At 47.9% G+C, this 26,638-nt stretch carries 23 protein-coding genes; 7 read left to right on the top strand and 16 right to left on the bottom strand.

The window, feature by feature from the left end; translation table 11 throughout:
- Positions 1–17 precede the first annotated feature (17 nt).
- Positions 18–1,523 (top strand): DUF1254 domain-containing protein, encoded by a 1,506-nt coding sequence (locus ACJJI7_RS15570; protein ID WP_020415012.1) that lies wholly within the window; start codon positions 18–20, stop codon positions 1,521–1,523.
- Here the strand turns inward: ACJJI7_RS15570 and ACJJI7_RS15565 are convergent.
- Positions 1,517–2,566 carry an AraC family transcriptional regulator ligand-binding domain-containing protein gene (locus ACJJI7_RS15565; RefSeq protein WP_282950926.1) on the bottom strand — a complete coding sequence of 350 codons (1,050 nt, stop codon included), beginning with the start codon at positions 2,564–2,566 and terminating at the stop codon, positions 1,517–1,519. The genes ACJJI7_RS15570 and ACJJI7_RS15565 overlap by 7 nt on opposite strands.
- Before the next feature lie 116 nt (positions 2,567–2,682).
- Between ACJJI7_RS15565 and ACJJI7_RS15560 the strand changes: the two genes are divergently transcribed.
- The gene (locus tag ACJJI7_RS15560; protein WP_444901783.1) at positions 2,683–4,218 is read left to right on the top strand and encodes a flavin-containing monooxygenase; all 1,536 of its coding nucleotides are present in this window, start codon (positions 2,683–2,685) and stop codon (positions 4,216–4,218) included.
- A 211-nt stretch (positions 4,219–4,429) separates the two neighbouring features.
- On the opposite strand, the gene ACJJI7_RS15555 is transcribed toward ACJJI7_RS15560, so the two are convergent.
- The 5 genes from ACJJI7_RS15555 to ACJJI7_RS15535 form a co-directional block, all read right to left on the bottom strand.
- A complete protein-coding gene (locus tag ACJJI7_RS15555; protein WP_444901784.1) occupies positions 4,430–5,665 on the bottom strand; it encodes a phytanoyl-CoA dioxygenase family protein in 1,236 nt (411 codons plus the stop codon).
- Between the two features lie 46 nt (positions 5,666–5,711).
- On the bottom strand, positions 5,712–6,155 hold the full coding sequence (locus ACJJI7_RS15550) for an OsmC family protein (protein ID WP_282950931.1): 444 nt from the start codon (positions 6,153–6,155) through the stop codon (positions 5,712–5,714).
- Positions 6,155–8,170: an alkyl/aryl-sulfatase gene (locus ACJJI7_RS15545; protein WP_282950932.1), complete on the bottom strand. Its 2,016-nt coding sequence runs from the start codon at positions 8,168–8,170 to the stop codon at positions 6,155–6,157. The genes ACJJI7_RS15550 and ACJJI7_RS15545 overlap by 1 nt, the downstream gene beginning before the upstream one ends.
- Positions 8,171–8,406: 236 nt before the next feature.
- Positions 8,407–9,561, bottom strand: coding sequence for an acyl-CoA dehydrogenase family protein (locus tag ACJJI7_RS15540; RefSeq protein WP_020415007.1), 1,155 nt, complete (start codon positions 9,559–9,561; stop codon positions 8,407–8,409).
- Positions 9,562–9,889: 328 nt separating this feature from the next.
- The gene (locus tag ACJJI7_RS15535) at positions 9,890–10,399 is read right to left on the bottom strand and encodes an Lrp/AsnC ligand binding domain-containing protein (protein WP_020415006.1); all 510 of its coding nucleotides are present in this window, start codon (positions 10,397–10,399) and stop codon (positions 9,890–9,892) included.
- Positions 10,400–10,540: 141 nt separating this feature from the next.
- On the opposite strand from ACJJI7_RS15535, the gene putA reads away from it, so the two are divergent.
- From putA to ACJJI7_RS15520, 3 genes are all read left to right on the top strand, one after another.
- Positions 10,541–13,687 (top strand): bifunctional proline dehydrogenase/L-glutamate gamma-semialdehyde dehydrogenase PutA, encoded by a 3,147-nt coding sequence (gene putA / locus ACJJI7_RS15530; protein ID WP_282950933.1) that lies wholly within the window; start codon positions 10,541–10,543, stop codon positions 13,685–13,687.
- A gap of 897 nt (positions 13,688–14,584) precedes the next feature.
- Positions 14,585–15,454: a hypothetical protein gene (locus ACJJI7_RS15525; protein WP_282950934.1), complete on the top strand. Its 870-nt coding sequence runs from the start codon at positions 14,585–14,587 to the stop codon at positions 15,452–15,454.
- A 220-nt stretch (positions 15,455–15,674) separates the two neighbouring features.
- Positions 15,675–16,163 (top strand): AAA family ATPase, encoded by a 489-nt coding sequence (locus tag ACJJI7_RS15520; RefSeq protein ID WP_020415003.1) that lies wholly within the window; start codon positions 15,675–15,677, stop codon positions 16,161–16,163.
- Positions 16,164–16,386: 223 nt separating this feature from the next.
- Here the strand turns inward: ACJJI7_RS15520 and ahr are convergent, their stop codons facing one another.
- Positions 16,387–17,406 carry an NADPH-dependent aldehyde reductase Ahr gene (gene ahr / locus ACJJI7_RS15515; protein WP_020415002.1) on the bottom strand — a complete coding sequence of 340 codons (1,020 nt, stop codon included), beginning with the start codon at positions 17,404–17,406 and terminating at the stop codon, positions 16,387–16,389.
- Positions 17,407–17,571: 165 nt separating this feature from the next.
- On the bottom strand, positions 17,572–17,967 hold the full coding sequence (locus ACJJI7_RS15510; protein ID WP_020415001.1) for a hypothetical protein: 396 nt from the start codon (positions 17,965–17,967) through the stop codon (positions 17,572–17,574).
- A gap of 393 nt (positions 17,968–18,360) precedes the next feature.
- On the opposite strand from ACJJI7_RS15510, the gene ACJJI7_RS15505 reads away from it, so the two are divergent.
- Entirely contained in the window at positions 18,361–19,011 is a 651-nt protein-coding gene (locus tag ACJJI7_RS15505) for a cytochrome P460 family protein (RefSeq protein WP_282950935.1), read from the top strand.
- On the opposite strand, the gene ACJJI7_RS15500 is transcribed toward ACJJI7_RS15505, so the two are convergent.
- The 8 genes from ACJJI7_RS15500 to ACJJI7_RS15465 all read right to left on the bottom strand — a co-directional run bounded on the left by ACJJI7_RS15500 (position 19,004) and on the right by ACJJI7_RS15465 (position 25,860).
- Positions 19,004–19,933: a LysR family transcriptional regulator gene (locus tag ACJJI7_RS15500; protein WP_282950936.1), complete on the bottom strand. Its 930-nt coding sequence runs from the start codon at positions 19,931–19,933 to the stop codon at positions 19,004–19,006. The two genes, ACJJI7_RS15505 and ACJJI7_RS15500, sit on opposite strands and share 8 nt — an antisense overlap.
- Before the next feature lie 111 nt (positions 19,934–20,044).
- A complete protein-coding gene (locus tag ACJJI7_RS15495) occupies positions 20,045–20,764 on the bottom strand; it encodes a hypothetical protein (protein ID WP_020414998.1) in 720 nt (239 codons plus the stop codon).
- Between the two features lie 56 nt (positions 20,765–20,820).
- Entirely contained in the window at positions 20,821–21,327 is a 507-nt protein-coding gene (locus tag ACJJI7_RS15490) for a DUF2878 domain-containing protein (protein WP_353375170.1), read from the bottom strand.
- 1 nt (position 21,328) lies between these two features.
- Entirely contained in the window at positions 21,329–22,597 is a 1,269-nt protein-coding gene (locus tag ACJJI7_RS15485) for an SAM-dependent methyltransferase (protein ID WP_282950938.1), read from the bottom strand.
- Positions 22,594–23,439 carry a DUF1365 domain-containing protein gene (locus ACJJI7_RS15480; RefSeq protein WP_245556726.1) on the bottom strand — a complete coding sequence of 282 codons (846 nt, stop codon included), beginning with the start codon at positions 23,437–23,439 and terminating at the stop codon, positions 22,594–22,596. Before ACJJI7_RS15480 ends, ACJJI7_RS15485 begins: the two co-directional genes overlap by 4 nt.
- A complete protein-coding gene (locus ACJJI7_RS15475; protein WP_282950939.1) occupies positions 23,399–24,649 on the bottom strand; it encodes an NAD(P)/FAD-dependent oxidoreductase in 1,251 nt (416 codons plus the stop codon). Before ACJJI7_RS15475 ends, ACJJI7_RS15480 begins: the two co-directional genes overlap by 41 nt.
- Entirely contained in the window at positions 24,649–25,425 is a 777-nt protein-coding gene (locus tag ACJJI7_RS15470) for an SDR family NAD(P)-dependent oxidoreductase (RefSeq protein WP_020414993.1), read from the bottom strand. The genes ACJJI7_RS15475 and ACJJI7_RS15470 overlap by 1 nt, the downstream gene beginning before the upstream one ends.
- 3 nt (positions 25,426–25,428) lie before the next feature.
- Positions 25,429–25,860, bottom strand: a complete 432-nt coding sequence (locus ACJJI7_RS15465; RefSeq protein ID WP_040629362.1) for a nuclear transport factor 2 family protein — start codon at positions 25,858–25,860, stop codon at positions 25,429–25,431.
- Positions 25,861–26,017: 157 nt separating this feature from the next.
- On the opposite strand from ACJJI7_RS15465, the gene ACJJI7_RS15460 reads away from it, so the two are divergent.
- Positions 26,018–26,635, top strand: a complete 618-nt coding sequence (locus ACJJI7_RS15460) for a sigma-70 family RNA polymerase sigma factor (RefSeq protein ID WP_020414991.1) — start codon at positions 26,018–26,020, stop codon at positions 26,633–26,635.
- Positions 26,636–26,638 lie beyond the last annotated feature (3 nt).

The following is a 26,638-nucleotide window of genomic DNA, read 5'->3' as shown; positions in this document are numbered from 1 at the left end:
TCCACGGTGGGTTTTTGATGGCCCTCTTTTTATTTACCTTTTACTTACCCGCTACTTTTGCTAGCACAGACGTCGGCCCGGAAACCATAGAGTCCATCAGCACCCCGGATAAAGTCGAGAGTAGTATCGGTTTATTAAAGTTTCGCGACGGCGCACCTTACCCTGAGACAGCTGAAAAGCTATATGACTATCTGGACCATATGCGCGCGGTAGATAGCTTCCTGAAAGGTATTCAGGGAGCATCAGTACATGCACTCATGAAAGGTGGGTATGAACTCGGCGCCAAGTCGGCCCATGAAGTGCTGATCTTTGATCGACTAATGAATTCCGAATCCCTGTTCCTTACCGGCAATACATCCACCATCTACACCCTGGCCTTCCTGGACCTGAAGAGAGATGGCCCTACAGTTCTACACGCACCACCGAATGTGATGGGCGCATTCAATGATGCCTGGTTTCGCTATGCGGAAGACATAGGTAACTCCGGCCCCGATAAGGGTCGGGGAGGAAAATATCTAGTCCTGCCACCCGACTATAAAGGCAACCTTCCCTTCGGTTACTTCCCTGTATATCCTCGCTCTTACCGGGTATGGGTCTTTATGCGCTCTCCCAGCAACCAGGACTTGGATGAAGCTGTACAGAGCGTTAAAGACAAACTGAGGATCTACCCCCTCTCCAAGAAGAATCACCCTCCGCGCATGGTGTTTATTAGCGCCTCTGGCAAGGCCTTCAACACCATCCACCCCAACAACTACAAGTTCTACAAGCACTTAAATGAGATCATCCAATACGAATGGATAGGAATGCTAAATCCGGAAACTCGCGGCTTGTTTGCCTCTATCGGCATTGAGAAAGGTAAGGCTTTTAGCCCTGATGAACGCATGATCAAGATACTGACCGATGCAGTTGGCATCGGTAATGGCATCGCCCGATCTATTGTCTGGTACCCACGCACAGACAAATCATTATCCGATGTCAAAATCTATCCGGGCACCGACAGCGCCTGGGTGATGGCCTTCCCGGGTAAAAATATTTTCTTCAATGGGCCCGATGGTAAAACGATTAACAGTGATGCCCGTGTTAGCTACTTCTACCCTTACACCGGTGTCAGCCCAGCGATGACAGCCATCGAGCCAGGTAAAGGTTCTGACTATGCCATTGCCTTTGTCGACGAAAACAAAGAGCCCTTTGATGGCGCCAGGAAATACAAACTGCACCTGCCACCCGATGTACCTGTCAATGCATTTTGGGCGGTTAACATTTATGACAGCCAAACCCGCTCCCAGCTAAAGACAAGCCAGGAGTTTCCCTCGGTAAGCAGCCAGAGCAAAGGTATCAAGAAAAACACTGATGGTTCTTACGATATTTTTTTCGGTCCCGTAGCGCCGAAAGGATTTGAAAACAACTGGCTGGAGACAGTGCCGGGTAAAGGCTTCTTTGTTATTTTGCGCCTATATGGCCCATTAGGCCCCTGGCTGGAAAAGACTTGGCGCCCCGGAGAGGTTGAGCTAACAGACTACTGATCTGCAGCAGCCAAACCTTTACGCTCTAAAGCTTGCGCACGAGTAAGGCGACGCCGATGGTTGCGTGGCGTATCGGAAAACCAACGCCTACAGGAGCGCTGGAAAGTACTCTGCTCGGCATATCCTAATAAACCCGTTATCTGCCCCAATGCAAGACTGGCATCTGAGAGATACTCTGCCGCCAGCTCCCTACGCACCAGATCCAGTAAGCTATCAAAACGCAGACTTTCATCTGCCAAGCGCCTTTGTAGAGTGCGGGGGTGCAAGCTCAGGTGATCAGCAACCACCGCCACCTGATATTTTCCCGTTGGCAACAACTGCCGTAATAGTTCCCGCACTCTGGTACCCAGAGACGCTGCTGATGAGGAAAATTGCTGCTCCAGATAGCAGGTAGCCAAACGCTTGGTCACGGGATCGGCAGAGGGCAATTGACTATCCAACTGGTCAGAGGGAAACTCCATAGCACAGTAGCCCGACTGGAATTCCACTAGACAGGAAAAGTACTCGTGATAACGTTGCCTGCTGGAGATCGGACTGTGCGGCAACAAAACCCGTTGTGGTGCAGCATCCGCCCCCATCAGCATACGTAACATTGCCAATGCATTACCCAATGTCTGCTCATGGATTTGGGTAAATCGTGACAAAGCTGGGTCAAGTAAGTTAAATACCAAGCGCTCACAATGCCCGTCGCCTACAGGCTCCAGACGCAATTGGGTTGCCGGGCTATGCAGAGGCATAAATCTACCTACCGCCTCCACCGCCTCCCTTGGCGTTGTAGAGTTGCAGGCAATCACAGCGATTCCCCCCAGCCTGTCTACTCCCTGATGAAAGGCAAGGCGCAGCGCAAAGTCCTCACACTGTAATCGCTGTGCGGAGACTTCCAACAAACTCGCAACATCGGCATGGGACAAGAGACGAGTGTCGGACACCACAATATCCTGCGGTATATTGAATTCAGTGAGATAGCTAGCGGTATTACCACCCAAAGCCTCCACTAATTCGCCATATCCCGTGAGCACACTGGCTCGTATTACGCTTCCCACTGCCCCTCCAAAACGCCTCTGGCGCCTCAAGATAATTTTTTGTCGCAATGTAGCAATAAATCAGCATTGGTTCTACGCAGTCTATAAACACCTACCAATCAGCCAGGTAATTGATTTTGGAGCCGCTTCATTTTGACGTACTAATTATCGGTGCTGGCCTCTCCGGTATTGGCGCAGCCTGCCACCTCAGTCGCGAGTGCCCTACAAAACGTTTTGCCATTCTGGACCGCCGCGAACAAGTCGGTGGAACCTGGGATTTATTTCGCTATCCAGGAATTCGCTCCGATTCAGATATGTTCAGTTTTGGTTTTGACTTTCACCCCTGGCCTGGCCTCAAAGTGCTGGCCGATGGCCCCTCTATCCAACAATACATCAGCGATACTGCCGAAAAATATTCCATTAAGGAGCATATTCATTTCGGCATTGAACTTTCCAAAGCCAATTGGGATAGCGAAAAAAAAATCTGGGTTATCGACGGAATTAACTTAAAAACCGGTGAACGGTGCAGCTATAGCTGTCGTTTCCTGATTTCCTGTACAGGGTACTATGATCATCATCAGGGATACCTGCCTGAGCTTCCTGGAGCAGAACATTTTCAGGGTGACTATATCCATCCGCAACATTGGCCGGAAAAACTGGACTACTGTAATAAAACGATCATTGTCATCGGCAGTGGAGCAACAGCGGTTACTCTAGTTCCCGCACTTGCGGAAAAAGCCAAGCATGTAACCATGCTGCAGCGCTCTCCCAGCTACATATTATCCGTACCAGCCTTTGACAAAGTATCATCCCTACTACTGAAATTCCTACCAAAGGCCTGGGTGTTTAGAATGGCTCGCTGGCGGAATATCAGAGTGCAACGCTGGCTATTTAAGGCTTCAAAACGCTGGCCAAAATTTGTGCATAAATTGCTCTTGCGTGGTATTCGCAAGAGATTACCAACTGGCTATGATATGCGCCATTTCACTCCAAGCTACAATCCCTGGGATCAGAGGCTCTGTGCGGTACCAAATGATGACTTGTTTAAGGTAATTAAATCCGGCAAGGTTTCCATGGAAACAGAGGAAATCGAAATGCTCACCGAAAATGGCATACAGCTTAAATCAGGCCGTCACCTCAACGCTGATATCATTGTCACTGCTACCGGCTTAAACCTACAAGTATTAGGTGGAGTGGAATTATACCTGGATGGTGATCTTGTAGAGGCCAGAAAAAAATTAACTTATAAAGCGGTTCTGATGGAGGGTGTACCCAATATGTCCTGGATCTTCGGCTATACTAACGCACCCTGGACTTTAAAAGCAGATATTGCCGCTCGCTATATTTGCCGACTCCTAGCCTACATGGATAAACATGAATATGATTTTTGTTGCGCAACCGACATGGAGAGCTGCGCTGAGGATGTTTCGGTAATGAGTGAGCTGGATTCCGGCTATGTTAAAAGAGGAAACAGCGCCCTTCCTCGTCAAGGTAAAAAATATCCTTGGCGCCTATTGAATAACTATGAAGAAGATATAAAGATTTTACTGAATAACCCGATTGAAGATGGCATTCTACGATTTTTAGCCAAGAAGACCCAAAAACCAAATAAAAATAGACCTCCAGAGGACCTACACTCAACAAAAAAAAATCTAGAAAATAGTACATTCTAGACCTTTCAACACCAACCTCTATCAGTCTTCACTCAGATAAAAAGTACAACAAATTAGAAAGAGATTAGCCGGGAAAGTAGATTCATCTGCGCACCAAGTAAAACCCTGTGATGAGACCATACCGGATTTCAACTCCCCACAATACAGTAAAATTTAAACTCCTAAAAACTCTCCCATTTAAACACTAGTGCCCTAGCCTAAAAATCATAATTTAATCTTTCATAATCTTGTTATAGCCATAACTATCCCTCCCATAAACTTGAAAATTAGAAACTTCCGGCAAGTCGTACTCTATCAACCCCTCTGCGGTTGAATAGAAGTCCTTTCCGGAAGGAGCAACCCTTACATGATTAGCAGTACATCGCCCAACGAAGGAAAATCGATCCTCTTTACTGCTCATATTAGGATAAGAGGCGTGCATATTTAAAGAAGAAAAAATCAAACACTCCCCTGCCTTCATTTCCATATCTACCACATCAAATCGATCAAAGTAATCCTCACCAAGTAATTCAACCGCAGTCAAAAAAACAAACATTCCTTTATCAAAAACCTGCCCATAAAGTACTATTTTTAAAAGGACATAAAAATGTGAAAAAGCATGTGGAATCAGAGCCATGTAAAAAAGCTTATTATCCAACACATAACTATATAAGTAATCCATTCTTGCATCGACAAAAGATCCCGGCAACAGCCTCAAGCAGCCATTCTCCTGATTAGTATCAGTGAGTGCAACCCAGGCGTTTAATTGTATAATTGCAGGATCTGTCTCTTTAGTGGGCTGCAACTTAGCATATTTTCCAGTCTCCCTGAATGTAGCATTTTGATGCCAAATAGTACCCCGCCCACCTCTCAACTTATCAAAAAATTGTGAGCGCCAGCAGATAACCTCCTTACCTAATAAGCTAGCCATACGTTGAGAAATCTGAGGCTTTCGCATCAAATTGCGAAATGACTTCATTCGAAGTGCCTGATACAACCCAGCACTTTCAATACTCCACTGACCTTGTTTTTTCTCAATTTCCGGGATTAGCTTTCCAAGAAAGCTGAACCCGTCAAAATCATTTTTAAAACTGGACATCGCCTCCCCCTTAAGTTCTTCAGCCTCATCTGAAGAAATCACACGAAAAGGTGGGAGGTATCCATTTTTCTCAAAGAAACTCAGATCACTCTCATTTAGAAAGTACTCGCCTGGACCTTTCTCATTAGACTTATTCGAGATATTATCTCTGGAAATATTCAATTTTAAGTTCTTCAAATTATCCAAATCTACAAACAAGTCATTCTTCTTTTTTCTTCTCCAGGGCATCACAAATATCTTATAAATCACCACAACCATCACTGCCAACCACACATAAATAGATTGCCTCCAACCAATCGAGTAGGATGCAGCAATATCATCCAAACTTCCAAAACCTTTTAGCATTTCTGATAAAGTGCTTTTACTCACATTACCTCCTCAATGCATTGCATCTCCCAACTTCATCTTCAGATCTTTATGAACTAATCCGGGTGTGAATTGTGATAGATGATGTCAAAGTCCGATGTACCGGGCAGCGATTAGCAATCTTCAGCAGGCGCTGCCTCTGTTCACCGGTCAGTTCCCCCTCCAGGGTAATATCCCGCACAATTTCATCAATTTTTTTCGAACTTTTTTCACAGTCCTTCCCGTCCTCTAGGTGGACCTTACGATGGGAGAGGATGACCTGTATTCGCTCCAACGGAATATTTTTCATATTTGCATACATACGCACGGTGATATTGGTACATGCTCCTAGCCCCATGAGTAAATATTCGTAAGGGCCTGGTCCACGATTTTGCCCGCCAAAATCCTCCGGCTCATCAGCAATTAACCGATGGGGACCCGAGTGCAGTATCTGCGTATATTTATCCGCACCAGCCTCTTCTACGGTAACAACAGTTGGCAATGGACCACTCATCAGAAGTCTCCTGAAGACATTTTTTCCATAGGCTCTGGGGTTACCAGGTTCCACCAGAAGTCAAATCGATCCATAAGGGAGAGAAGAGTTTTCAACTGGCCAACATCCCCAACTATTTTTATCGAACCATCCTCCATCTTCTCCTGAATTGTGGCGGTACCAAGGATAATATCATTCAAGTCTTCACGCTTTATTGTGACACTGGAATGAGGGTCATTAACTGGAGGGCCATAGTTCAACACTGCATTTTCCAGCACCAGTGAGTAGCGTTCTTTTATATCTGGAAGATTAATATTGATCGATATTTTTTTGCCTGTCGCTCTTGGCCCATTCAAGCGAATCCCCAGATAATCAAAAATCAGCTCGGTGGGCATACTACGAATAGTATCTGCGCTGGCAGTTAGCGGCACCGGTAGGCGCTCGATGCCATCCCGCAGCTCTTTAGCGCCGCTGAGGAAGAAGTTTCTCCAGGTTCCGTTTTCCTGTTGGTAACCCATTTGCTCCAGGGCATCGGCCAGTAAATCTCTTGCAGCACGGTTGTTCGGCTCGGCTGAGACCAGTCTATCCAGCACTTCCGCCACCCAGCGGTACTCGCCAGCATCATAATCTCTCTTGGCTTGCTTGATGATATTGGCCGCCCCTCCCATATATTGCACATACTTCTTGCCGGCAGCAGTGGGCGGCATTGGATAAAGACGCGCGGGGTTGCCGTCAAAAAAACCGAGGTAATAATTCCACACTGCGCGAGTATCGTGATTAACGCTACCGTAGTAACCTCGGTTGGCCCAATACTGAGACAACTCTGGGGGAAGCTCCATCATCTCAGCAGTCTGCACCATGTTATAGCCATGGTTGGCCAAGCGTAGGGTCTGGTCATTCAGGTATTTATAAAGATCTCGCTGTTTCTTTAGGTGATTAACAACATTTTCCTGCCCCCAGGTCGGCCAGTGATGCGGTGCAAACAATACTTCTGCCTTGTCTCCCCAGCGCTGAATGGTCTCATTTAAATAACGCGACCAATCCCTTGCATTGCGCACCTTGGCCCCGCGAAGCGTGTAAAGATTATGCAAGGTATGGGTAGCATTTTCGGCAGCGGTTACTGCCTTTAGCTCGGGAATATAGAAATGCATTTCAGCCGGTGCTTCAGAACCCGGTGCCATCAAAAATTCAAAAGTCAGACCATCAATGGTTCGAGTCTCTCCTGTTTTTGTAATAGTGTCGGTGGGTTCAATTAAAGTGACAGTACCCGTAGAGGTTTCCAGACCTAATCCAGCCCCCAACGTACCTTTAGGGTCTTTTGGGATCAAATTACCGTACATAAAACTGGCTCGGCGCGCCATATGGTTACCGGCAAAGACATTTTCACTGACCGCTTCAATTAGGAAGTCTTTTGGAGCAAAGATTTTAACTTTTCCAGACTTTACCTCTTCCTCATTTACCACCCCACGTACGCCACCGTAATGATCCACATGACTGTGGGTATAAATCACCGCGACCACTGGCTTGTTACCTCGATGCTGCCGGTACAATTTCAAGGCTGCTTTCGCAGTTTCTTCCGAGATCAGGGGATCCATTACGATCACCCCAGTCTCTCCCTCAATAAACGTAATATTTGAGAGATCGGCGCTACGCACCTGGTAGATTCGCGGAGTTACCTCATAAAGCCCACCCTCGGAGATCAACTGTAATTGTCGCCATAAACTTGGGTTGGCACTGTCTGGTGCAGATTTATCCCGTGCAAATTGAAAGGCTTCAAGATTCCAGACAGGCTGTCCTTTTTCGGTCTTAATTACGCCATTATCAGGTAATGGCGCGATAAAACCGCGTTTTACATTTTCAAAATCCTGCCGATTATCAAATGGTAACTCTTTTAAAACTGTCTGATTGGCCTTTTGGGTGACAGCACTCGCCGGATTAGGTGGATCGGCATAAGTGAAAACAGAAAACTGAAGAGATATAATAAATGCCAGGCGAGCTAAAAAAGTCGCGGAGATTCCCTGGTCAGCAAGCATCATTCTCACCCGCTATCGGATACTCTTAATGGCCGCAAGTACTGTTTAGCGGACAAGCTCTGAAAAATATTTTCCCGGAAAACAGGAAAAGAATTTCCCAGTAGAGAATAGGTAGGATCTGTCAGTAAGGATGGGATATTCGGTAACGAAGGGAAGATTGCTGACAATTTTAAGCATGGAGCCCACTGGCCGACTCCTCCATTTGGGTAGAGCCAGCCTCTGGGTCTTATATCACTAAATCAACGCACATCAAGCAGGTGACGCGCAATGATCAGGCGCTGGATCTCACTGGTGCCCTCATAAATGGTGGTGATACGCACATCGCGGCTCATGCGCTCCAATGGGTACTCGCGGGTATATCCGACCCCACCATGGATCTGCAGGGCTAAGTAACAAGCTTCATTGGCTTTTTCACTGGCAAACAGTTTGCCCATGGACGCCGCGGGGCCAAAAGCCATGCCCGCATCTTTCTGCCAAGCTGCCTGTAACAGCAACAGGCGCGCACCTTCGAGCTCAGTGTACTTATCTGCCAGCTGCCACTGTAATCCCTGGAACTGCGCCAGTTTTTTACCAAACTGCTCGCGCTCGTGCATATAAGCGCGGGCGCAATCCATCGCCTCCAACCCAATTCCCAGTGCCAGGGAACCGATACCAATACGACCACCAGCAAGTTCACCCGCGGCGATTCGGAAGCCGCGGTTTTCCTCACCCAGCATATTACTTGCGGGAATGCGGCAATTATCAAAGGAAACTTCATTGGTGACAGAAGCTTTCTGCCCCATCTTCTCTTCAGCCTTGCCGATAATCAGCCCCGGTGTGCCCGCTTCAACCAGGAAGCAGGAAATCCCTTTACCTTTCGCGGCATCAGGGTCGGTAACCGCCCACACAACAAAAATGCCAGCAAATTCAGCACTACTGATAAATAATTTGCTGCCATTCAGCACATACTCATCGCCGTCTTTTACTGCACGGGTACGCATAGCTGCAGCATCAGAACCTGAGCCGGGCTCAGTCAGGCAGAAAGAACCCGCAGCGTATTCCCCGCTACAGATTTTTGGCAGGTACTTCTGGCGCTGGTCCTCATTGCCTACAGCCTGGATAACTTCAGCCACCATATTGGTAACCGAGGTGGTAGTTGCAGTGGATGCACAGCCTCGTGCCAGTTCGGTAATCGCCAAACTAAAAGCCACCGTGCCTGCACCTGTACCACCGTAATTGGGATCGATATTGATACCCATAAAACCCAGTTCGGCCAATTCCTTGAGCTTCTCCAGTATCAGAGGGCGGTTACCTGTATTGTCGAGTTCCGCAGCTATAGGCTTCAATTCGCTCTCGGCAAACTGACGTGCTGCGTCCTGGATCATCTGCTGCTCTTCGCTCAGTGAGAAATCCATACATTACCTACTTTATCGTTATCGCATTCTGATTCGGCGGCGGGGACACCGCTCACAAGTTATGTCGAGGATAATAAAATACCGACCGACAATGGTTGCCAATTCGCCCTATTCCACCATGAATTCCGCAATCAATAGCAAAGGTAGCGGTGGGGAAAAGCAATTGGGTTTTACCTCAACACGGAGCACATGCCGGGTACGGAGTTTTTTGGCGAGTCATTTTCCCGAGCTCTGGCAACCTTACCTGATGATTATCTGCCCGATGGCCGACTCCCCATAGGTTCCAGATAGGTTCCAGACCACCACGCGCCTAAAGCGCGCTTCCGGCTCAGCGCCGGGCTGATTTGGTCTTGGGCTCAGGGTCCGGCACCGCTACGGCAGTATCGGTTTTCACCTCCTCCATCACCACATAGGTATGGGTTTCGCGTACTCCCGGCACTGAAGCCAGCTTCTCTCCGAGAAAACGGCGGTATCCAAGCATATCCTTAATGCGAATCTTTACGAGGTAATCAAAACCACCGGCCACCATATGGCACTCCTGCACTTCCTCCAAGCCAGCCACATGCTGGTTAAAGGCTTCCAGTGCCTCAGTGGCTGTATTAGCCAGAGTCACCTGGATGTAAACAACCAGGCCGGCATGAACCTTGAGCGGGTCCAGCAACGCTACATAGTCGCGGATAAATCCCTCTCGCTCGAGGCGCTTGACCCTCTCCAGGCAGGGAGTGGGACTGAGATTAACCCGGCGTGCCAACTCTACGTTTGGCAGTCGTCCATGGCGTTGCAGGATACGCAGTATTTGGCGATCGATACGATCAAGATCTTCCAACTGTCGAGACATTACAAAATACCCTACTGGCAATCACGCAATTAGGCGTGATATTTAACCACAACTGGCGCCAAAATGGCGATTAATTCTAAGCACTTTCGCACATAATCCGGTTTTTTATTCTGACCCTAGATATAGAGCTTGGGAGACGATATGTCGACAAACTTCGCCGGAGACCTACACAGTGCCCGAGAACAGGCACGCGAGTATTTGCATGCCGACGAAAACCAATGTGTAAGTGAGCTCCTGGCCGCACCGCGTCCCAGTGAAGCCCTGCGCAAGAAAATTCTGAATACCTCGCGCGAGCTGGTACGGCACTCACGCCAGCAGCGCAGTAAGCGTGGCACCCTGGACGCCTTCCTGCAGCAGTTCGGCTTGTCGAACAAAGAAGGGGTGGCCCTCATGTGCCTGGCGGAGTCTCTACTTCGGGTTCCCGATGCTGATACTGCCGATAAACTGATCGCTGAGAAAGTGCATTCCGGCAACTGGTCCAGCCATCGTGGCCAGTCAGATTCACTATTTGTGAATGCCTCTACCTGGGGGCTAATGCTTACCGGCAGCGTGGTTGAGCTGGACCCCGATATCACCGAGCGCCCTTCCCATTGGATGAAACGCCTGATCAGCCGTATCGGCGAACCCATGGTGCGCACCTCCATGATGCAGGCCATGAAGATCATGGGGGGACAGTACGTACTTGGTCGTACTATCGACGAGGCACTTAAGCGCGGCCCCAAGGAAAACCTGCCCGGCACCCGCTTTTCCTTCGATATGCTCGGAGAGGGTGCGCGCACCATGGCCGATGCCCAGCGCTATTACGATGCATACATGATGGCTATCGAAGCCATCGGTAACGACAACACCAAACGTGACGTTGTCGAAGCTAACGGGATCTCTATCAAACTGTCTGCCCTTCATCCTCGCTATAGCGTACTGCAACGCGATCGTGTCATGGATGAACTGCTGCCCCAGGTAAAGTGCCTGTGCGTTGCTGCCGCCAAATATGATATGGGTTTAAATATCGACGCCGAGGAAGCGGAACGCCTGGATATCTCCCTGGATATTTTCGACGCACTTGCCCGCGACCCTGAACTGAAGGACTGGCAGGGCCTCGGCTTTGTTTTGCAGGCTTACCAAAAACGGGCTCCCCATGTTGCAGACTGGCTGATCGCCCTTGGTCGAGACACCGGCCGCAAATTAATGGTTCGCTTGGTGAAAGGCGCTTACTGGGATAGCGAAATCAAGCACGCCCAGCAGATGGGCCTGACCGATTACCCGGTATATACCCGCAAGTGTCACACTGACCTTTCTTACCAAGTGTGTGCCAAGAGGCTGCTGGATGCCGGTGATGCTATCTATCCCCAGTTTGCTACTCACAACGCTTACACCGTAGGCCTGATCCTGGAGATGGCTGGTGAACGCACTGACTATGAATTCCAGCGCCTGCATGGCATGGGCCACCTGCTCTACGCGCAAATTGAAGCTGTACACGGCAAACGCGTACCAGTGAGAGTTTATGCTCCGGTAGGCGCCCACCGCGACTTGCTTCCCTACCTGGTTCGCCGACTCCTCGAGAACGGCGCAAACAGCTCATTTGTAAACCGCTTTATGGATGAGGAGACCCCAATTGAGGCATTGGTACAGGACACTCTCGACCTCAGTGAGGCCTGTAACCCATACCGCCACCCACAAATTCCTGTTCCGGAGAATATTTATATGGGCGCAGAAGCCCTGCCACGAAAAAATTCACACGGCATCGAGCTGACCGATCCCAATTCTGTAGAGCCGCTGTTGGAAGAGTTGGACAAACAGCGCGGCAAGCATTTCCTCGGGGGCCCAATCATCAACGGTGTTATGGGTAAAGCCGAAGAGCCAGTTTACAATCCGGCTTCCGGCGAGGTCATTGGCCACACCGCTAATACCGACAAGCACCTGATTGAGCAAGCCTACGCCTCTGCGACTGAAGCACAGATCGGCTGGGATCGTATGGGCGGCAATGAGCGCGCCGCGATTCTCGATCGCATCGCCGATTTCTATGAGAAAAAGACGAATGAACTTGCCGCAATTATTTGCCTGGAAGCAGGCCGCACTCTCAATGATGGTATCAGCGAAGTACGTGAAGCAGTCGATTTCTGCCGCTACTATGCCAATGCAGCGCGCCAGCATTTCAGTGAACCAACGGAGCTGCCCGGCCCCACTGGTGAAAAAAACCAACTATACCTAGGCGGCCGTGGCGTATTCGTCGCTATCAGCCCCTGGAATTTCCCCTTGGCTATTTTTACCGGCCAAGTGGTTGCCGCACTGGCGGCTGGCAATGCAGTACTGGCCAAGCCCGCTGAACAGACGCCAATAATCGCCGCCCACGCCGTTCGCCTGATGCTCGATGCTGGCGTACCAGCAAAAGTACTACACCTGATTACCGGCACCGGTGCAGCCGTAGGTAAGTTATTGATCGAAGACCCCCGCTTGGGCGGCGTAGCCTTTACCGGTTCCACCGAGACCGCTCGCCTGATCAACCAACAACTGGCAGCGAAAGAGGGCCCGATCGTTCCATTGATTGCCGAAACTGGTGGGCAGAATGTAATGATTGTGGATTCCACTGCCCTGCCCGAGCAGGTAGTAGATGACGTAATTCAATCCGCCTTCCTAAGTGCCGGCCAGCGCTGCTCCGCCCTGCGCATTCTGTGTGTACAGGACGTAATCGCCGATAACTTGCTCAATATGCTCAAAGGCGCCTGTGAAGAACTCTCCCTTGGCGATCCCGGCAAGCTGGATACCGACATCGGCCCAGTAATCGACGACAAAGCACTGGGCATGTTGGAAGCCCATCGGGAGCGTATGAGCACAGAGTCCAAAACACTGTTTGCCTTCGATGAAGATAAAAAGCCCGGTACAGGCACTTTCTTCGGCCCTCAAGTTGTAGAAATTGAAGACTTCTCTGTACTAAAGCGCGAAGTCTTCGGCCCCTTCCTGCACGTGGTACGCTTTAAAGCGGAAGAACTTGAAGACATGATCCGCCGCATTAACGCCACCGGCTACGGCCTTACCTTCGGCCTGCACTCCCGCATCGAGGGCCGAGCAGACGCGGTATTCAAACGGGTTAATGTAGGGAATTGCTACGTAAACCGGGATATGGTCGGTGCAGTAGTCGGCGTGAACCCATTCGGCGGCCAAGGCCTCTCCGGCACCGGTTTCAAAGCCGGCGGCCCCCACTATTTATTCCGTTTTGCTACCGAGAAAACCAAAACCATCAATACCGTTGCCACTGGTGGCAATACACAGCTGTTTACTTTGGGACAGTAATCTTCAAAAATGAGAGAGCGGGCTTAGCCCGCTTTTTCTACACCATATAAGTAATTACTTTTAAATCTTTTTTGCTCCCGGCTGTCTCACCCTATTCCGCCAAACCAGTAAAATTTAATTTTTTAATCTTAGCAGTTAAAAACGTTTAGGTTTCTGCACCCCTGCTTAATATAATAAAGACTTTCAGCAATGCCATATTTCCACTGAAATAATCGACTTCTAATTGACCATCAATACACCACTAATAAGTTCACAGGCAGGATACAATAAGATATTTAGAGTCCCACCCATGAAACCAATACTGTATTTTTCAACATTAAAAATAACAAAATTTCTTAATTTTTAATTTTTTAATCGGGCTGCATCGTTAAAAAATTGATTCAGAAAATCAGATATCTTTTTTCACTCTTCATAAGTCCTGGACAAAAACACAAAGCTCACTAAACCCAACTACCAGTAAAAGATCCATTAGAAAAGACTACTGGCCTTCTGGCTTAATGAATAGAGTAGCAGACACATTCCGTACGATCGTACAAAAAATCTGCCAATCGATTTTTGTATTCAAGTACCAACTTACGCCATGCTCAATGAAGGTTAGTTTATGTAAACCAATTTATCTAAGGCAAAGAAATATAGAAAATCAGCTGTACCATTGGGATGTGCCTGCGAGTAATAGGTTTATCAGGGAAGTATGGTAATGTAGAAGCTGATTATCGGGCCTTGGCTATTCCCATGAGAAACCACGTTAGCCTTTAAACCGTCTTAAGGCTAAGACATATAGGAGTCAAATTATGGTACTACTCCTATGCTGCTCATCATAACTGGCCTTCCAGAACATCATATATAACTGAGTGCCGACTTCCACTTTAAATTCTCCACCTGACAAAGGGACTAATCATGGGTGCAGACGTTTTCACTAATACCAAAATAGAAGAGATGATTGAATTTTGCTCCAAAGGCTATGACGCCTGGACCAAAATTATTAATAAGGATGTCGCCAATAACTATAAATCTGGTCGAGAGCGATCTGCGGATGGACAAGTTTATTGGAACGACCTTAACAGTGAAGCGAGCTGCATCCTGGCCATCCACTCCTTTCTCAGGGAATACCTGACTTCGAGAGTACCTGCCAGCCAAATTGCACAACTTGATAACTTACGAGACCGCTTTAGGATCGCTGCAGTGGATTATCAGCGGTTATGTTCTACGGCGTTCCTCACGAAAGAAATAGATAAAGAAATCGATAAAAACAATGCTCTTAAAAAAGATAGGCGTATTAATTTTGCAATTTCAGCCTCTTCGTTAGCGTCATCCGTCAATGATATTTCATCAAAGATCAATGGAGTTGTGGCAACAATTATCGCACTTAAAGGCTTGAGAATTAACCTGGCCTCACAGAACACATCCTGGAGGGAATACTATAAAATGATCCGGCGAGATTTTTTGGCGATCGCCTCTAACGTGGTGGGTCTTTTTGCACCAACAGCCGTGGGAAACACGATTATTATTGCCTGGATGTATAGTGATACACGTGATTATATGAAGTTTCAAAAAACTGGTCAGCAACTGACTGAAAACAAACAAGATCTATTAAAAGCAGCAGATAAGTTTAGTGGCGACACATCAATTTGCGACTTCTATACCTACGTACTAGTGACAGCACTTGCAGAGCATTATGGCTTCTCACCAAACAACGGAATCAACTATAATCTTCAGCATGAGCATTTAGCTATGACCAAGGGAGTTCTGGCTAGAAATACCCTATAGCAACAGTTGTACAACCATAAAGCTGATTAATTCTGGCACAGGAAAGACAATACTTAAATATTAGCACTGGCCGATGTATAGATCGGCCAGTGCTTTATTGTTACTATCTGCGCACTTGAAAGAGCAACTACTGGTGGCCTTAATCAATACTTACTGATAGCATATACATTAAAGATCCTACCTTTTAATACCCTATTCATCACAGAGATAGAATTTTCAATTGAGCAAAATATTAATTTTTGGAAACTCTGGTTCCGGCAAATCGACCTTAGCTAAGCATCTTTCAAATAACAAAGGATTAGCTCATTTGGATTTGGATGTTTTGGCATGGCTACCCACCTCCCCTCCCCAGAGAATGCCTTTAGAAGAATCCCGAGTTAAGATAGAGGTTTTTCTAAGGGAAAATGAAAACTGGGTGGTAGAAGGATGCTACACCGATTTACTTGAACTTCTAGTAGAAGAATCCACAGAAATAATATTTATGGATCTCAGCATAGAACAGTGTATAGAAAATGCCAGGAATAGACCCTGGGAGCCACATAAGTACGAATCCAAAGAGGCACAGGATTCAAATCTTGATATGCTGACACGCTGGATCAAGGATTATAAAGCAAGATCAGACACCTTTTCTTATGAAGCTCACCTGAGATTTTACAAAACTTATCAAGGCAAAAAAGCTATTTATGCAGAGAATAAAAATATAAAATGAGCCTGCCCTAATCCCACCGTTTTCTTTACCCGCGCAAAAACCAGCAGCAGCTAATTTAGTTGCGTTAATTCTTAATTTGGACACGCGGTTTAAACAGAAACTAGTTTACTAGGGGCTGCACACCTCCATCGATGAAAAGCATCAGTAAAAAACCCCATATTTAATGGTCAATATATCGACCCACACAGCGAAAGTCACTTGATTACAGCTATCCAGCTGTACTCTATCCTTCTCCAGACAACACAATCCGATACTTAGACTTGCCAGATTTCAGGTGCTTGAACGCTTCTTCAATCTGGCTCATGGGAAATATTTCCACCTGGGGCCTGATTTGATGATGAGCGACAAAGTCGAGCATGGTTTCCATGGTAGCTGGGCTACCTACCGGAGATGCGGAGATGGAGCGCTGGCCAAATATCATTGGGAAGAGTGTAAACTGTATTGGATTTACAATGGCACCGACAAAGTGTAAACGCCCCTTAGGCTTTAGCGCTTGCAAATAAAGATCCCACTCCAGATTGACATTTACCGTAGAGATAATGAAGTCAAAGCTCATTGAAGCAGACTTGATCTCATCAGGATCACGGGAGTTGAGGGTTTTATGGGCCCCCAATGATAGTGCTTCTTTTCTTTTATGCTCACTGGAGGTAAAAGCGGTTACTTCACAACCCCAGGCATTAAGGAACATGAGCGCCAAATGCCCTAGTCCACCAATGCCAATTACTGCAACTTTATCAGTAGGCTTGATGTTGAACTGCACTAATGGGTTGAATACTGTAATTCCACCACACAATAAAGGGCCCGCAGAGACATAGTCGATGTCCTCAGGAATAATCACAAGACTGCACATGTCAGCCCTGACCTTATCTGCAAAGCCGCCATTAGTCAGAATGGTAAAGCGCGCTTCAGCACAAAGGTTGTGGTTACCCAAACGGCATGAGTGGCAGGTCTCACAATAACCAGAATTCCAACCCAATCCCACTACCATGCCAGGCTTAAAATGGCTAGCTTGCCTCCCCGCCGCTACGACTCGACCAATGACTTCATGGCCCGCAACCATAGGGTATTTGGATACTCCCCATTCATCATCAATCATACTGAGGTCACTGTGGCAAACGCCACAATAGAGTACGTCCAGCTCAACTTCCGTCGCGCCCAACTCACCCAACTCTATCTGATAGGGCTGAAAGGGACCGCCGGCTTCCATTACTGCATAAGCATTGATGGTACTGTTCTCTGGCATAAGGTACTCCCGTTACTGTTAACCTGATTCAGGTTCCCACCACAGAAAACCAGTGCTCATCCAAACAAAAAAGAGCCGGGATATTCCCGGCCCAAGCCAAGTCCTGTGAGGTTGCTGAATTTCAGAGGACCTACGAGAAAACCTGGCTAATTCCTGTGATAGAACTTAGTTCAGTACGCGGTAACCTCGGCCGCGCAGACAATTCTTGATGATCTGGTCAGCCTCAGCCCCAGCACTCCCCGCACCGGAGAGACCGCCAACCAGTGCTCCGGCACCAGCTCCTGCTGCTGCGGCTCGGCTACTATCACCCACAATAGCTCCAAGCGCCCCACCTACTACTGCGCCTCCAGCGGCTCCGGCCAAGCCTCGTCGGCCCTGATCGCTATAGGTGGAGTAGGCAATCCCCTTACACTCGGAAAGATCCATTTGGTATTGATTCATGTTGACACCCCAGGTGTCGATCACAATTCCTCCAGCACCAGGCACCTGCTCCGGCTGGGCGGCACAGCCAATAAGAAGTGTTATACAGAGTCCAGCAGTGGCGGTAATACCAGTATTCATCGGATACCCCTTCCAGCTAGTGCTTAGAGACAGAGGTGCTGTCACGTATTTCTACTTTAGGTTTAGCTCTCAGTTGAAGTTGGCGCCAGCGAGGAAGCACTAAAAGAGGAGAAAAGTGTGACCCTGCAGACAGGAAAACCCGGACCTCACCTTAATTCCAGGAGCAAGCATTCGGAGGGTAGAACTTATCATACGCGGTAGACCGTCCACTTTCGTATTGGCTACATAAGAAAATACACTCAGGAAAAGTCTCTCAAACTATAAGCATCACTTATTAATACTTTTCATATGCTTATTGGGCATTTTTTAAACTCTCCCATATATTCACAGTTAATTGATGGATTCACAAAATCCATTGGTGATACACCTGAAAATGGTTGAAGGATACTAAGAATGGAATACGGCATATTGAAAAAGGTAGTCTTTGTGGCTGCGATTATTTACTCTTCAATAACTTCGGCAAGCGAGGACTATAAAAACTCCCCTGCAATATTTGCCAATAGTTATGAGCACATTATTATTGAACCAGAGTGGGCAGATGATAATAAACTGGAGTTAATTCAACCAAAAGAGTTTCGCCGCTGGGTATTTATTGGTTCGCCAATAACCCCAAATGGACTAAACGGGGGCAATGCCAGCTTTCCAGAATACCATAATGTTTATGTCCAACCAGAAGCCTTTCAATACTATCGGGATCATGGTAAATGGCCCGAAGGAACGATCATGTTAAAAGAGCTGCAACTTACCGGAGGAAAAGCAACAGAAGCCGATGGTTCGCGTTACGAATCCTCCGGTCGCGGTTATTTTCCCGGAAAAGTTAACGGCATGGACGTGTCTGTAAAAGATTCAACAAGATTTCCAGAGTCCAGGGGATGGGGATATTTTAACTTTGGTCACCATGCTCCCCCATATGCTGCCAGTACAGAAGCAATGGATATCTCTTCCTGCGCAGGCTGCCATATGGCCAATGCCACAGAAGATATGGTCTTTATGGATCTCTATCGGCCACTGATTTCCCCACTCAAGCTGCCAGAAGCTAAGTAGTCTCAGCAGAAAGCTTCACAATATCATCTGACCACTTAGCTTCCAAAGAGCTCCAATCATACCCAGATGTAGCAGCAATAAATTTTTCAAGAGCTGGGGACAAAACAGAATTATTGGTAGTAGCAAGACCTACTGTTCTAGATAATGGTGGGTCTGTCATTGGGAGGTAGTCAAGCTCCGGCTTAATTAATGAGTAAAGAGGAATCACACTGACTCCTGCTCCCTCTCTAATCAAGCATTGAATCCAGTCCTCTCGCTCGCTACGAAATACAATATCCAACTCCAGATCCTGCTCTCTATTGAACACTTGGCCTTTCTGACGGAATTCACAATGTAAACGCTCAACATAGGGTTGATTGGCAAGATCAGAAATAGAGATAGACTTTCGGCTTAAAAAATTATGGTTTGGAGGACAAGCCAAAACCAGCGGTTCCTGAAATAATTTCAGGAAGCGTATTCGTGAATGCGCCACACTTTGCGGCAGACAAAACACTGCATCAAGATTACCTGTCAACAATAGCTCTCCCAGAGCTGGTGGTGCGACATCATGAATCACCACGGATATCTGAGGATTATTTAATCGAAATTGACCCAACATCCCCACCAGAGCTTGCGGCCCAATGGTACACATGATCCCAATATTTAGCTCACCAGATTCCCCAGCTGTAATTGCGCGGGCTGTTAAGTTGACCAATTGCCGAGTATGATCAATTTGTTCAAAATTGCTCCGTAAACTACGGCCTAGCTCTGTCAACTCAATATATCGGCCTTCACGGTGTACTAAATTCCCACCGAGTTCCTCTTCTAACTTTTTAATACCTTGGGTTAAAGCTGGCTGCGACACATGGCACTGCTCAGCGGCACGAGTAAAGTTCAGCGTATCTGCCAGCGCAAGAAAATAGCTAACCTGCTTGAAATCCATTCTCTAGCCACACTCCCTTAAACCAATAAATAGTGACACCTTAGAGCAGGGTCTACTCCAAGGATTAAGTTATATATATCATTACAGATGATTAACCCGGCTGCTTTTTACTTAGAATGATCCGCCTAATGATTGGTACTGGTAAAAGATTTTCAAGCGTTGGCTCTGTGCCCTTGAATCGAGAATATTAACTACCCCCTCAAACCTAAGCAATTTACGACTGACTTTGTCATAAACTAAGTCGAGATCGCCGGCAAACAGTCGCAACAATGGCTGGGCTACGTCCACACGGATACAGGTATTCTCCAGCTGGTTTTGATTACAGGCTACTTTGCGCGCCCTCAGCTTGATTGCCCGCCCATGCATTGGAGAGGCAAAATTGAATTTGAGGACGTCACCACGCACTAATGCCTGCCAGTGTTCACGCACATATACATCAAAGCCAGCATCTACCACATCGATACTTTCCCGCTCTCGCATTACACTCTTCCAACCTGTCTGGCCGGACTTACGGTAGCGCATCAACCATTGCCCCTGCTCCCTTCGCACTTCACGTACTTCCCCGTGGCGAAGGTCGGTTTGTATAACTTCCGGCATAGTCGTGCCACCATGAGGGTTACCGGTATGATCCAGTAATGTCTTTTTAGCAAACAATTGCCCTTGAGCTGAAAAATACAGCACCTGTACCTGGCCATTTTCAGCGGGTAGATAATATTCACAGTATTCAAGGCTGTGGCTTTCTGGATCGAATGCCAGGCCCGTTGCAGAGGTCTGGCCTTGATAGCCACAGCCTGCCATTGATATCGCCAGGGCAGCCAGCAGCTCTAACATAGTTCACCCCATAGAAATATTTGATTAGCCCGGCCATCAGTGAGGCAACAGAGTAACTATTTGGATGCCGTATTCAGAGCACGTGCCAACCGAACAAAAACCGGCAACATCACAGCCCATAGTACTGACAGCACCATAACTGACTGCCATAAGGGCCGGTGTAGTTCCACGGTACCGTTTAGTAAAGCGCCGGTATAATAACTGAAAGGTCCAAAAATCCCACCTAGTAAGACAGGCAGCCATAAATTACGCTGCAGCACTGCCAGGCTATAACGCAGTGTCATAGCAAAGTTCAACCATAGACAAATCAGCCAGACCGGCGGCCAGGAGCTACCACTGAGATTGCGCAACACACCAATATGGAAAAGCACAGAGTCCACCCCCACACCGAAAAGAAAGATGCCCGCTAACCAAAGGGGCTCCCTGCGCAGATTTGCTATGAAAAGCAGGTGAATACTCAAATTAACCAGAGTAAAAGGCACTACAATCCAGGGGCGGGCAACAATCACACAGAGAGGCCATGCTATATCAAACAGTATGGCATTGGCGAAAAATCGCCACATTTCAAAAGCTACCGAGAAACCGCGGCTTGGCAAAAATAAACTGTGCGGCACTGATCACTCTCTGCATAAATCCACCCTCGCAATAGCACAGGTAAAATTCCCACATACGAATAAAGCGTTCATCAAAACCAAGGGCTTGCATTGCATCCACCTGCTTCAAAAAAGCCTCGCGCCAGTGGCGAATAGTATGTGCATAGTGTATGGTAATATCTTCCAGATCGACCATCTGCATATCCGTGGCTGTCGCCACATGGTGAGCAACCACCTGGTTTGATGGCAAGCAGCCACCAGGGAAGATATAGCGCTGGATAAAATCCACTTCTTTACGATATTGCTGATAACGTTGATCCTGAATGGTAATGGCCTGCATCACCATCAAACCATTATCTTTAAGCAAATGGCTGCAAGTAGAAAAAAACTTACGATGGTATTCATGCCCTACCGCTTCCACCATTTCAATAGAAACCAATTTATCGAAACTTCCCTGCAAATCACGGTAGTCTTGTAAGAGCACAGAAACTTTATCTTGCAGCCCCTCTTTTTGTACCCACTTTCGGGCATAGTCATACTGCTCTTCAGAAATAGTGGCAGTAGTTACCCGGCACCCATAGTGTTTTGCGGCAAAGATGGCCATTGCGCCCCAGCCGGTTCCTATCTCAAGTAGATGGTCATTGGCCTCTAGCTGTAATTTTTGGCAAATATGCCCCATTTTGTGTACTGAGGCATCAAATAGCGGCGTTTTCTCTGAGGGGAATATTGCCGATGAATAGAGCATGGTCTTATCGAGGAAAAGCTGAAAAAATTCGTTACCCAGATCATAGTGTGCAGCAATATTCCTACGCGAACCGTTAGGATTATTCGAGTTTAATCGATGCAGACCTCGCAGGAACATTCGTGGTAACTGACTCCAACGCCCGTCCATATCCTCAATCAGATCCATGTTATCGACCATCAAACGAATTACACTCAGAAGACACGGTGAAGTCCAGTCCCCTTGCATGTAGGCTTCACCAGAACCAATAGTGCCATTGAGTAACACCTGTACGTATGCACTGCCATCCAGTACCTTTATATGTGCACGAACACAGGCTTGATCTATAGGTTGGCCAAATCGATATTTATTAACTCCCTCCTCGATAAGCAAATGCCCCCTATCAATTACCCGCATCTTACTCAACACTAGCCTGCGGGCCAGGCGAACCATCCATGACTCTGATAGCCCCGCTAAAGAAGTACTCTCTTCCCTTTGGTCCTGTTGTATGACTTTCATAGTTGCTCTTCTCCTCCCTGAGTCCCACGCTTACTACCCGGATGGGAAAAAACGGGGGTGCGCTTAATCCATAATTTCAGCGCCTGCCAATAAATTGTGGCTATTACCTTTGCGGTCATGAATGGGTACTGGATCAGGATACTATTGAGCACCGCGCTACTCACTTCACGGCGACGCAAGCTCAGTACAGCATCAAATAGAGGGCGCTCACTCTCTCCCCCGGTACTCGTGTCAAAATTCTGCAGATAAGCCGTCAGTCGATCTCCTGGAGTGATACTGCGCCACCGGTATCCCTGGGTAATCGGCATAAAAGGGGAAACGTGGAAAGCTTTGGCAAATGCCACTTTCTGTACCCGGGCACCAGAGCGGCAATCCAACACATAACTATGGCGTTCATTCCAGGGCGTATTGTGCACATCCAGTAAAAGCCAGCGTACCTTATTGCCCTCTCCGTCAAAACAGTAATAGATGGTGATTGGATTCATGTTGTAGCCAAAATAACGCCAATTAGCCAATACACGCACAGGGCCCTGCGGACGCTCTCCACAAACATCTTCCACTCTACGACGCACGGCCTCATCCAGACTTAAAACCGGATCACCAAAGAAGTCCTTCCTGCAAAAACGCGCCGGTGCCCAACCCCGCGTTGACCACCACCGCGAAAGAGAACAAAAGCTATCCAATTCCGCCAGGTCCAGATACACCATAAACACTTTATAACGAAACTGATTCTGCCTAGGTGAAAAACGGCGATGCTGTACCCAGCCCGTATAGATGGCACTCTCCACTACAATTTCCCCTTCACCAGCAAACCCCCAGGCTTTCGGCCACTCGCAAAGCACTATTTACACCATCTTCATGAAAACCATTGGCCCAATAGGCGCCGCAAAACCAAGTACGGTTTACGCCATTGATACTGGCCCACTGCTGCTGTGCCCGCGAGCCAGCAACAGAGAATTGCGGATGGGCATACTCGAAGAGTGCCAGGATTTTCTCCTGTTGAATTCGCTCTTCCGCATTCAGCGTAACGCAGTAGGTTTTTTCTGTTTGTAGTCCTTGCAGGATATTCATGTTGTAGGTGAGAACTGGCAGCTGATCCTGCTCCGCGCGTAAGCGGTAATTCCAGCTAGACCAGCTGAGCTTGTGCTTCGGCAGCAGAGCGGTATCTGTATGCAAAACTACCTTGTTACAGGCATAGGGAATTGCTGAGAGGACTTGTTGCTCACGAACCGAAGCATCATCCAGGCATCGCAAAGCCTGGTCAGAATGACAGGCAAATATCACCCCATCAAAAGAATGTTGTTCACCGGCAGAAGTTAATAACTTCACACCTTGCTCTGTACGCCGCACAGAACAAACCTTAGTGGAGAGCCGTATTCTGTCGATATAAGGTGCTGCCAGGGGATCTATATAGGAGCGTGACCCACCCTTGATCACCCGCCATTGAGGCCTGCGCACTATATTGAGCAAGCCATGGTTAAAAAAGAAGCGTACAAAAAAGCTGACTGAAAATTCCAGCATCTGCGACACGCTAGCCGACCAGATTGCAGAGCCCATAGGAACCAGGTAACGATTGGCAAACTCTGATGAATAACCATTTGCAGGAAGGTATTCGCCCAGGGTCAGGCCATCGTGCAAGCGCCCTTCTCGCCAATCACGTAACGCGCCGCGGTTAAATCGCACAATATCCCAAAGCATTCGCCAGTGGCCGGCACTGAGTATGTTGGAGCGCTGGGAAAACAGCGTATTCAGGTTATTACCAGCGTACTCAAAGCCCTCCCGATCACAGCGCACACTGAATCCCATTGAAGTTGGTTGGGATTCAACTCCGAGTTCATCCAACAAGCGAATAAAGTTCGGGTAAGTCCAGTCATTGAATACAATAAAGCCTGTATCAATTGCCAGTTGGCGCTCACCCTCCTGTATGTCGATAGTAGCGGTATGCCCGCCCAGGCGTTCCTGTTCCTCAAAGAGGGTTATGTCATATCTGCGGCTTAGTAAGTAAGCTGATGTGAGTCCGGCGATACCGCTGCCAATAATGGCAATACGCATCAATTCTTCCTTAAAGTGCGAATCCTACTTATCCTGGGTGTGCAAAAACGAAACCAAATAAAACGAAAAAAGCCAAAAAATCGTAAAGGCCAACTCAAACGTCGGGGGAAATCGATTACTGATTTTCCTTTTGAAAGGCCGCTCTCTATATATATTGCAGCCCGCTCCGGGCTGATTAGAAAAGGCATATCGAAATCGTTACGCGCCGTCAGTGGAGTGTCTACAAACCCAGGACGAATACATACAACTTTGAGGTTTGTATGGCAGGAATCGGCACGCACCGATGCCAGAAAATAATCGAGCGCAGCCTTTGAACTACCATAGGCCTCCGCACGCGGAAAAGGGACAACCGATGAAAGACTGCCGAGGGCGGCAAATATCGGGGCAGGGCTTACACTCAGCAGTGGCAGAGCGATGCGCAAGGTATTTATGACACCGAAGAAATTGGCATCAAACACCCGTCGATACATAGCACTTTCAAGCTGTAAATCATTGTCATATTCGCAGGTACCCGCACAGGCAATCACCATATCCAAGTGGTCAATAAACTCATTAAGGCGGGCGGGAACTGCCGCCATGGCATTATCATCAGCAACATCACAGTCGAGTATCTGGATGCGGCTGGGCGCGCATTTTTGCAGCTCTACCAATGTCTCACGCCGGCGAGCGGAGGCAATTACAAAGTTATTGTGCCGAGCAAGGCGCAGGGCCAGCGCACGGCCAATACCAGAGCTGGCGCCGGTTACCCATACAGTCTTATCACGAATTTCACCCACCAGTCAGCCCTGGCCCAGCCGCGACTTGATTTTTCGAATCAGGGAACCCAGCAGAGGCACCTGCTCATAGACCATTGCACCCATGTCGTAAAAATCCTCGTGATAAAATACCTTATCCGAAAATCGCACCAAGCTGCAGCCCCGCAATCGCAACGGCCGCCCCCCTTTCAAGGATTGGTGGGAGTAGTTCATATACCAGGGTAAGCAGGCACTTTCATGGGTAATGGATGCCTCTTCAAAGCGGAAGCGACACTGGGTAAGTCCCCGGCTCATTTCACCAAAGTGCGCTTTTAACGCTGATAGCCCCTCAATTCGGTATAGTGGGTCGCGAAAAACAACGTCATCGCTATATATCGCAGATAAATCCGCTGGATCTCGCATCAAAAAATCTTGGTAGTAAGTCTGAAGTTCTTTTACCAGCGTTTGACTGCTCATAGCCTCTTCCACAATATCCCGCACTTCTGTCCCTTAAATCTACGCCCAACCACTGAGGATGGATCACAAGCAAGATACAAAATAAATTTCAAAAAACCACATCCATACCTTTCCAGTGAGCGTAGTAAGTATCGACAATACAGCAAAGAGCGCTAAGATGGCGCAGATACAAAAACTCAATAGCAATGGAATTGCAGTGAGAGCCACCCAGGACTGTGCAGATGACTGGAGTACATTACTCACGCGGGTCGGTACCCAGCGTGACAGGCAGGCATTTGAACGTGTTTTTCGGCACTTCGCTCCACTGATTAAGGGCTTCCACCACAGCCGTAGCACCCAGGCACTCAATACCGAAGCAGCTGATGAATTGGTGCAAGAGGTAATGCTCAAGGTATGGCACAAGGCACCCAGCTTTGACCAGAGTAAGGCCTCTGCCAGCACCTGGATCTATACGATTATGCGCAATTGCCGTATCGATATGCTGCGCCGCAACCAGCGCCATCGGCACCGGGAAGGCGATATAGATGTCGCTGACATCTGGGATGAGGCTCTGGAAAATCAGCCCCTGCTTTTCTTGCAACATAAACGCAATGAGCGGGATATTGCCGACGGTTTAAGTGCACTGCCGGCAGAACAAAGCCATATCCTGGAAAAGGCCTACATGGAGGGAAAATCCCACAGTGAAATATCACAAGAGCTGCGCCTACCGCTGGGCACGGTGAAATCCCGCGTGCGCCTGGCAATGAAGAAATTACAAGCTCGATTTGTCAGGTGATCG

Source organism: Microbulbifer variabilis (assembly GCF_056232115.1).
This window is presented reverse-complemented; position numbering and strand designations above follow the sequence as displayed.

What these genes read in the sequence shown, in the direction of transcription:
- ACJJI7_RS15570 (WP_020415012.1), top strand. Translation starts at nt 18, where the DNA reads ATGGCCCTCTTTTTATTTACCTTTTACTTACCCGCTACTTTTGCTAGC.
- ACJJI7_RS15550 (WP_282950931.1), bottom strand. Translation starts at nt 6,155, where the DNA reads ATGAGTGGTCCATTGCCAACTGTTGTTACCGTAGAAGAGGCTGGTGCG.
- ACJJI7_RS15545 (WP_282950932.1), bottom strand. Translation starts at nt 8,170, where the DNA reads ATGATGCTTGCTGACCAGGGAATCTCCGCGACTTTTTTAGCTCGCCTG.
- ACJJI7_RS15540 (WP_020415007.1), bottom strand. Translation starts at nt 9,561, where the DNA reads ATGGATTTCTCACTGAGCGAAGAGCAGCAGATGATCCAGGACGCAGCA.
- ACJJI7_RS15535 (WP_020415006.1), bottom strand. Translation starts at nt 10,399, where the DNA reads ATGTCTCGACAGTTGGAAGATCTTGATCGTATCGATCGCCAAATACTG.
- putA (WP_282950933.1), top strand. Translation starts at nt 10,541, where the DNA reads ATGTCGACAAACTTCGCCGGAGACCTACACAGTGCCCGAGAACAGGCA.
- ACJJI7_RS15525 (WP_282950934.1), top strand. Translation starts at nt 14,585, where the DNA reads ATGGGTGCAGACGTTTTCACTAATACCAAAATAGAAGAGATGATTGAA.
- ahr (WP_020415002.1), bottom strand. Translation starts at nt 17,406, where the DNA reads ATGCCAGAGAACAGTACCATCAATGCTTATGCAGTAATGGAAGCCGGC.
- ACJJI7_RS15510 (WP_020415001.1), bottom strand. Translation starts at nt 17,967, where the DNA reads ATGAATACTGGTATTACCGCCACTGCTGGACTCTGTATAACACTTCTT.
- ACJJI7_RS15505 (WP_282950935.1), top strand. Translation starts at nt 18,361, where the DNA reads ATGGAATACGGCATATTGAAAAAGGTAGTCTTTGTGGCTGCGATTATT.
- ACJJI7_RS15500 (WP_282950936.1), bottom strand. Translation starts at nt 19,933, where the DNA reads ATGGATTTCAAGCAGGTTAGCTATTTTCTTGCGCTGGCAGATACGCTG.
- ACJJI7_RS15495 (WP_020414998.1), bottom strand. Translation starts at nt 20,764, where the DNA reads ATGTTAGAGCTGCTGGCTGCCCTGGCGATATCAATGGCAGGCTGTGGC.
- ACJJI7_RS15490 (WP_353375170.1), bottom strand. Translation starts at nt 21,327, where the DNA reads ATGTGGCGATTTTTCGCCAATGCCATACTGTTTGATATAGCATGGCCT.
- ACJJI7_RS15485 (WP_282950938.1), bottom strand. Translation starts at nt 22,597, where the DNA reads ATGAAAGTCATACAACAGGACCAAAGGGAAGAGAGTACTTCTTTAGCG.
- ACJJI7_RS15475 (WP_282950939.1), bottom strand. Translation starts at nt 24,649, where the DNA reads ATGCGTATTGCCATTATTGGCAGCGGTATCGCCGGACTCACATCAGCT.
- ACJJI7_RS15465 (WP_040629362.1), bottom strand. Translation starts at nt 25,860, where the DNA reads ATGAGCAGTCAAACGCTGGTAAAAGAACTTCAGACTTACTACCAAGAT.
- ACJJI7_RS15460 (WP_020414991.1), top strand. Translation starts at nt 26,018, where the DNA reads ATGGCGCAGATACAAAAACTCAATAGCAATGGAATTGCAGTGAGAGCC.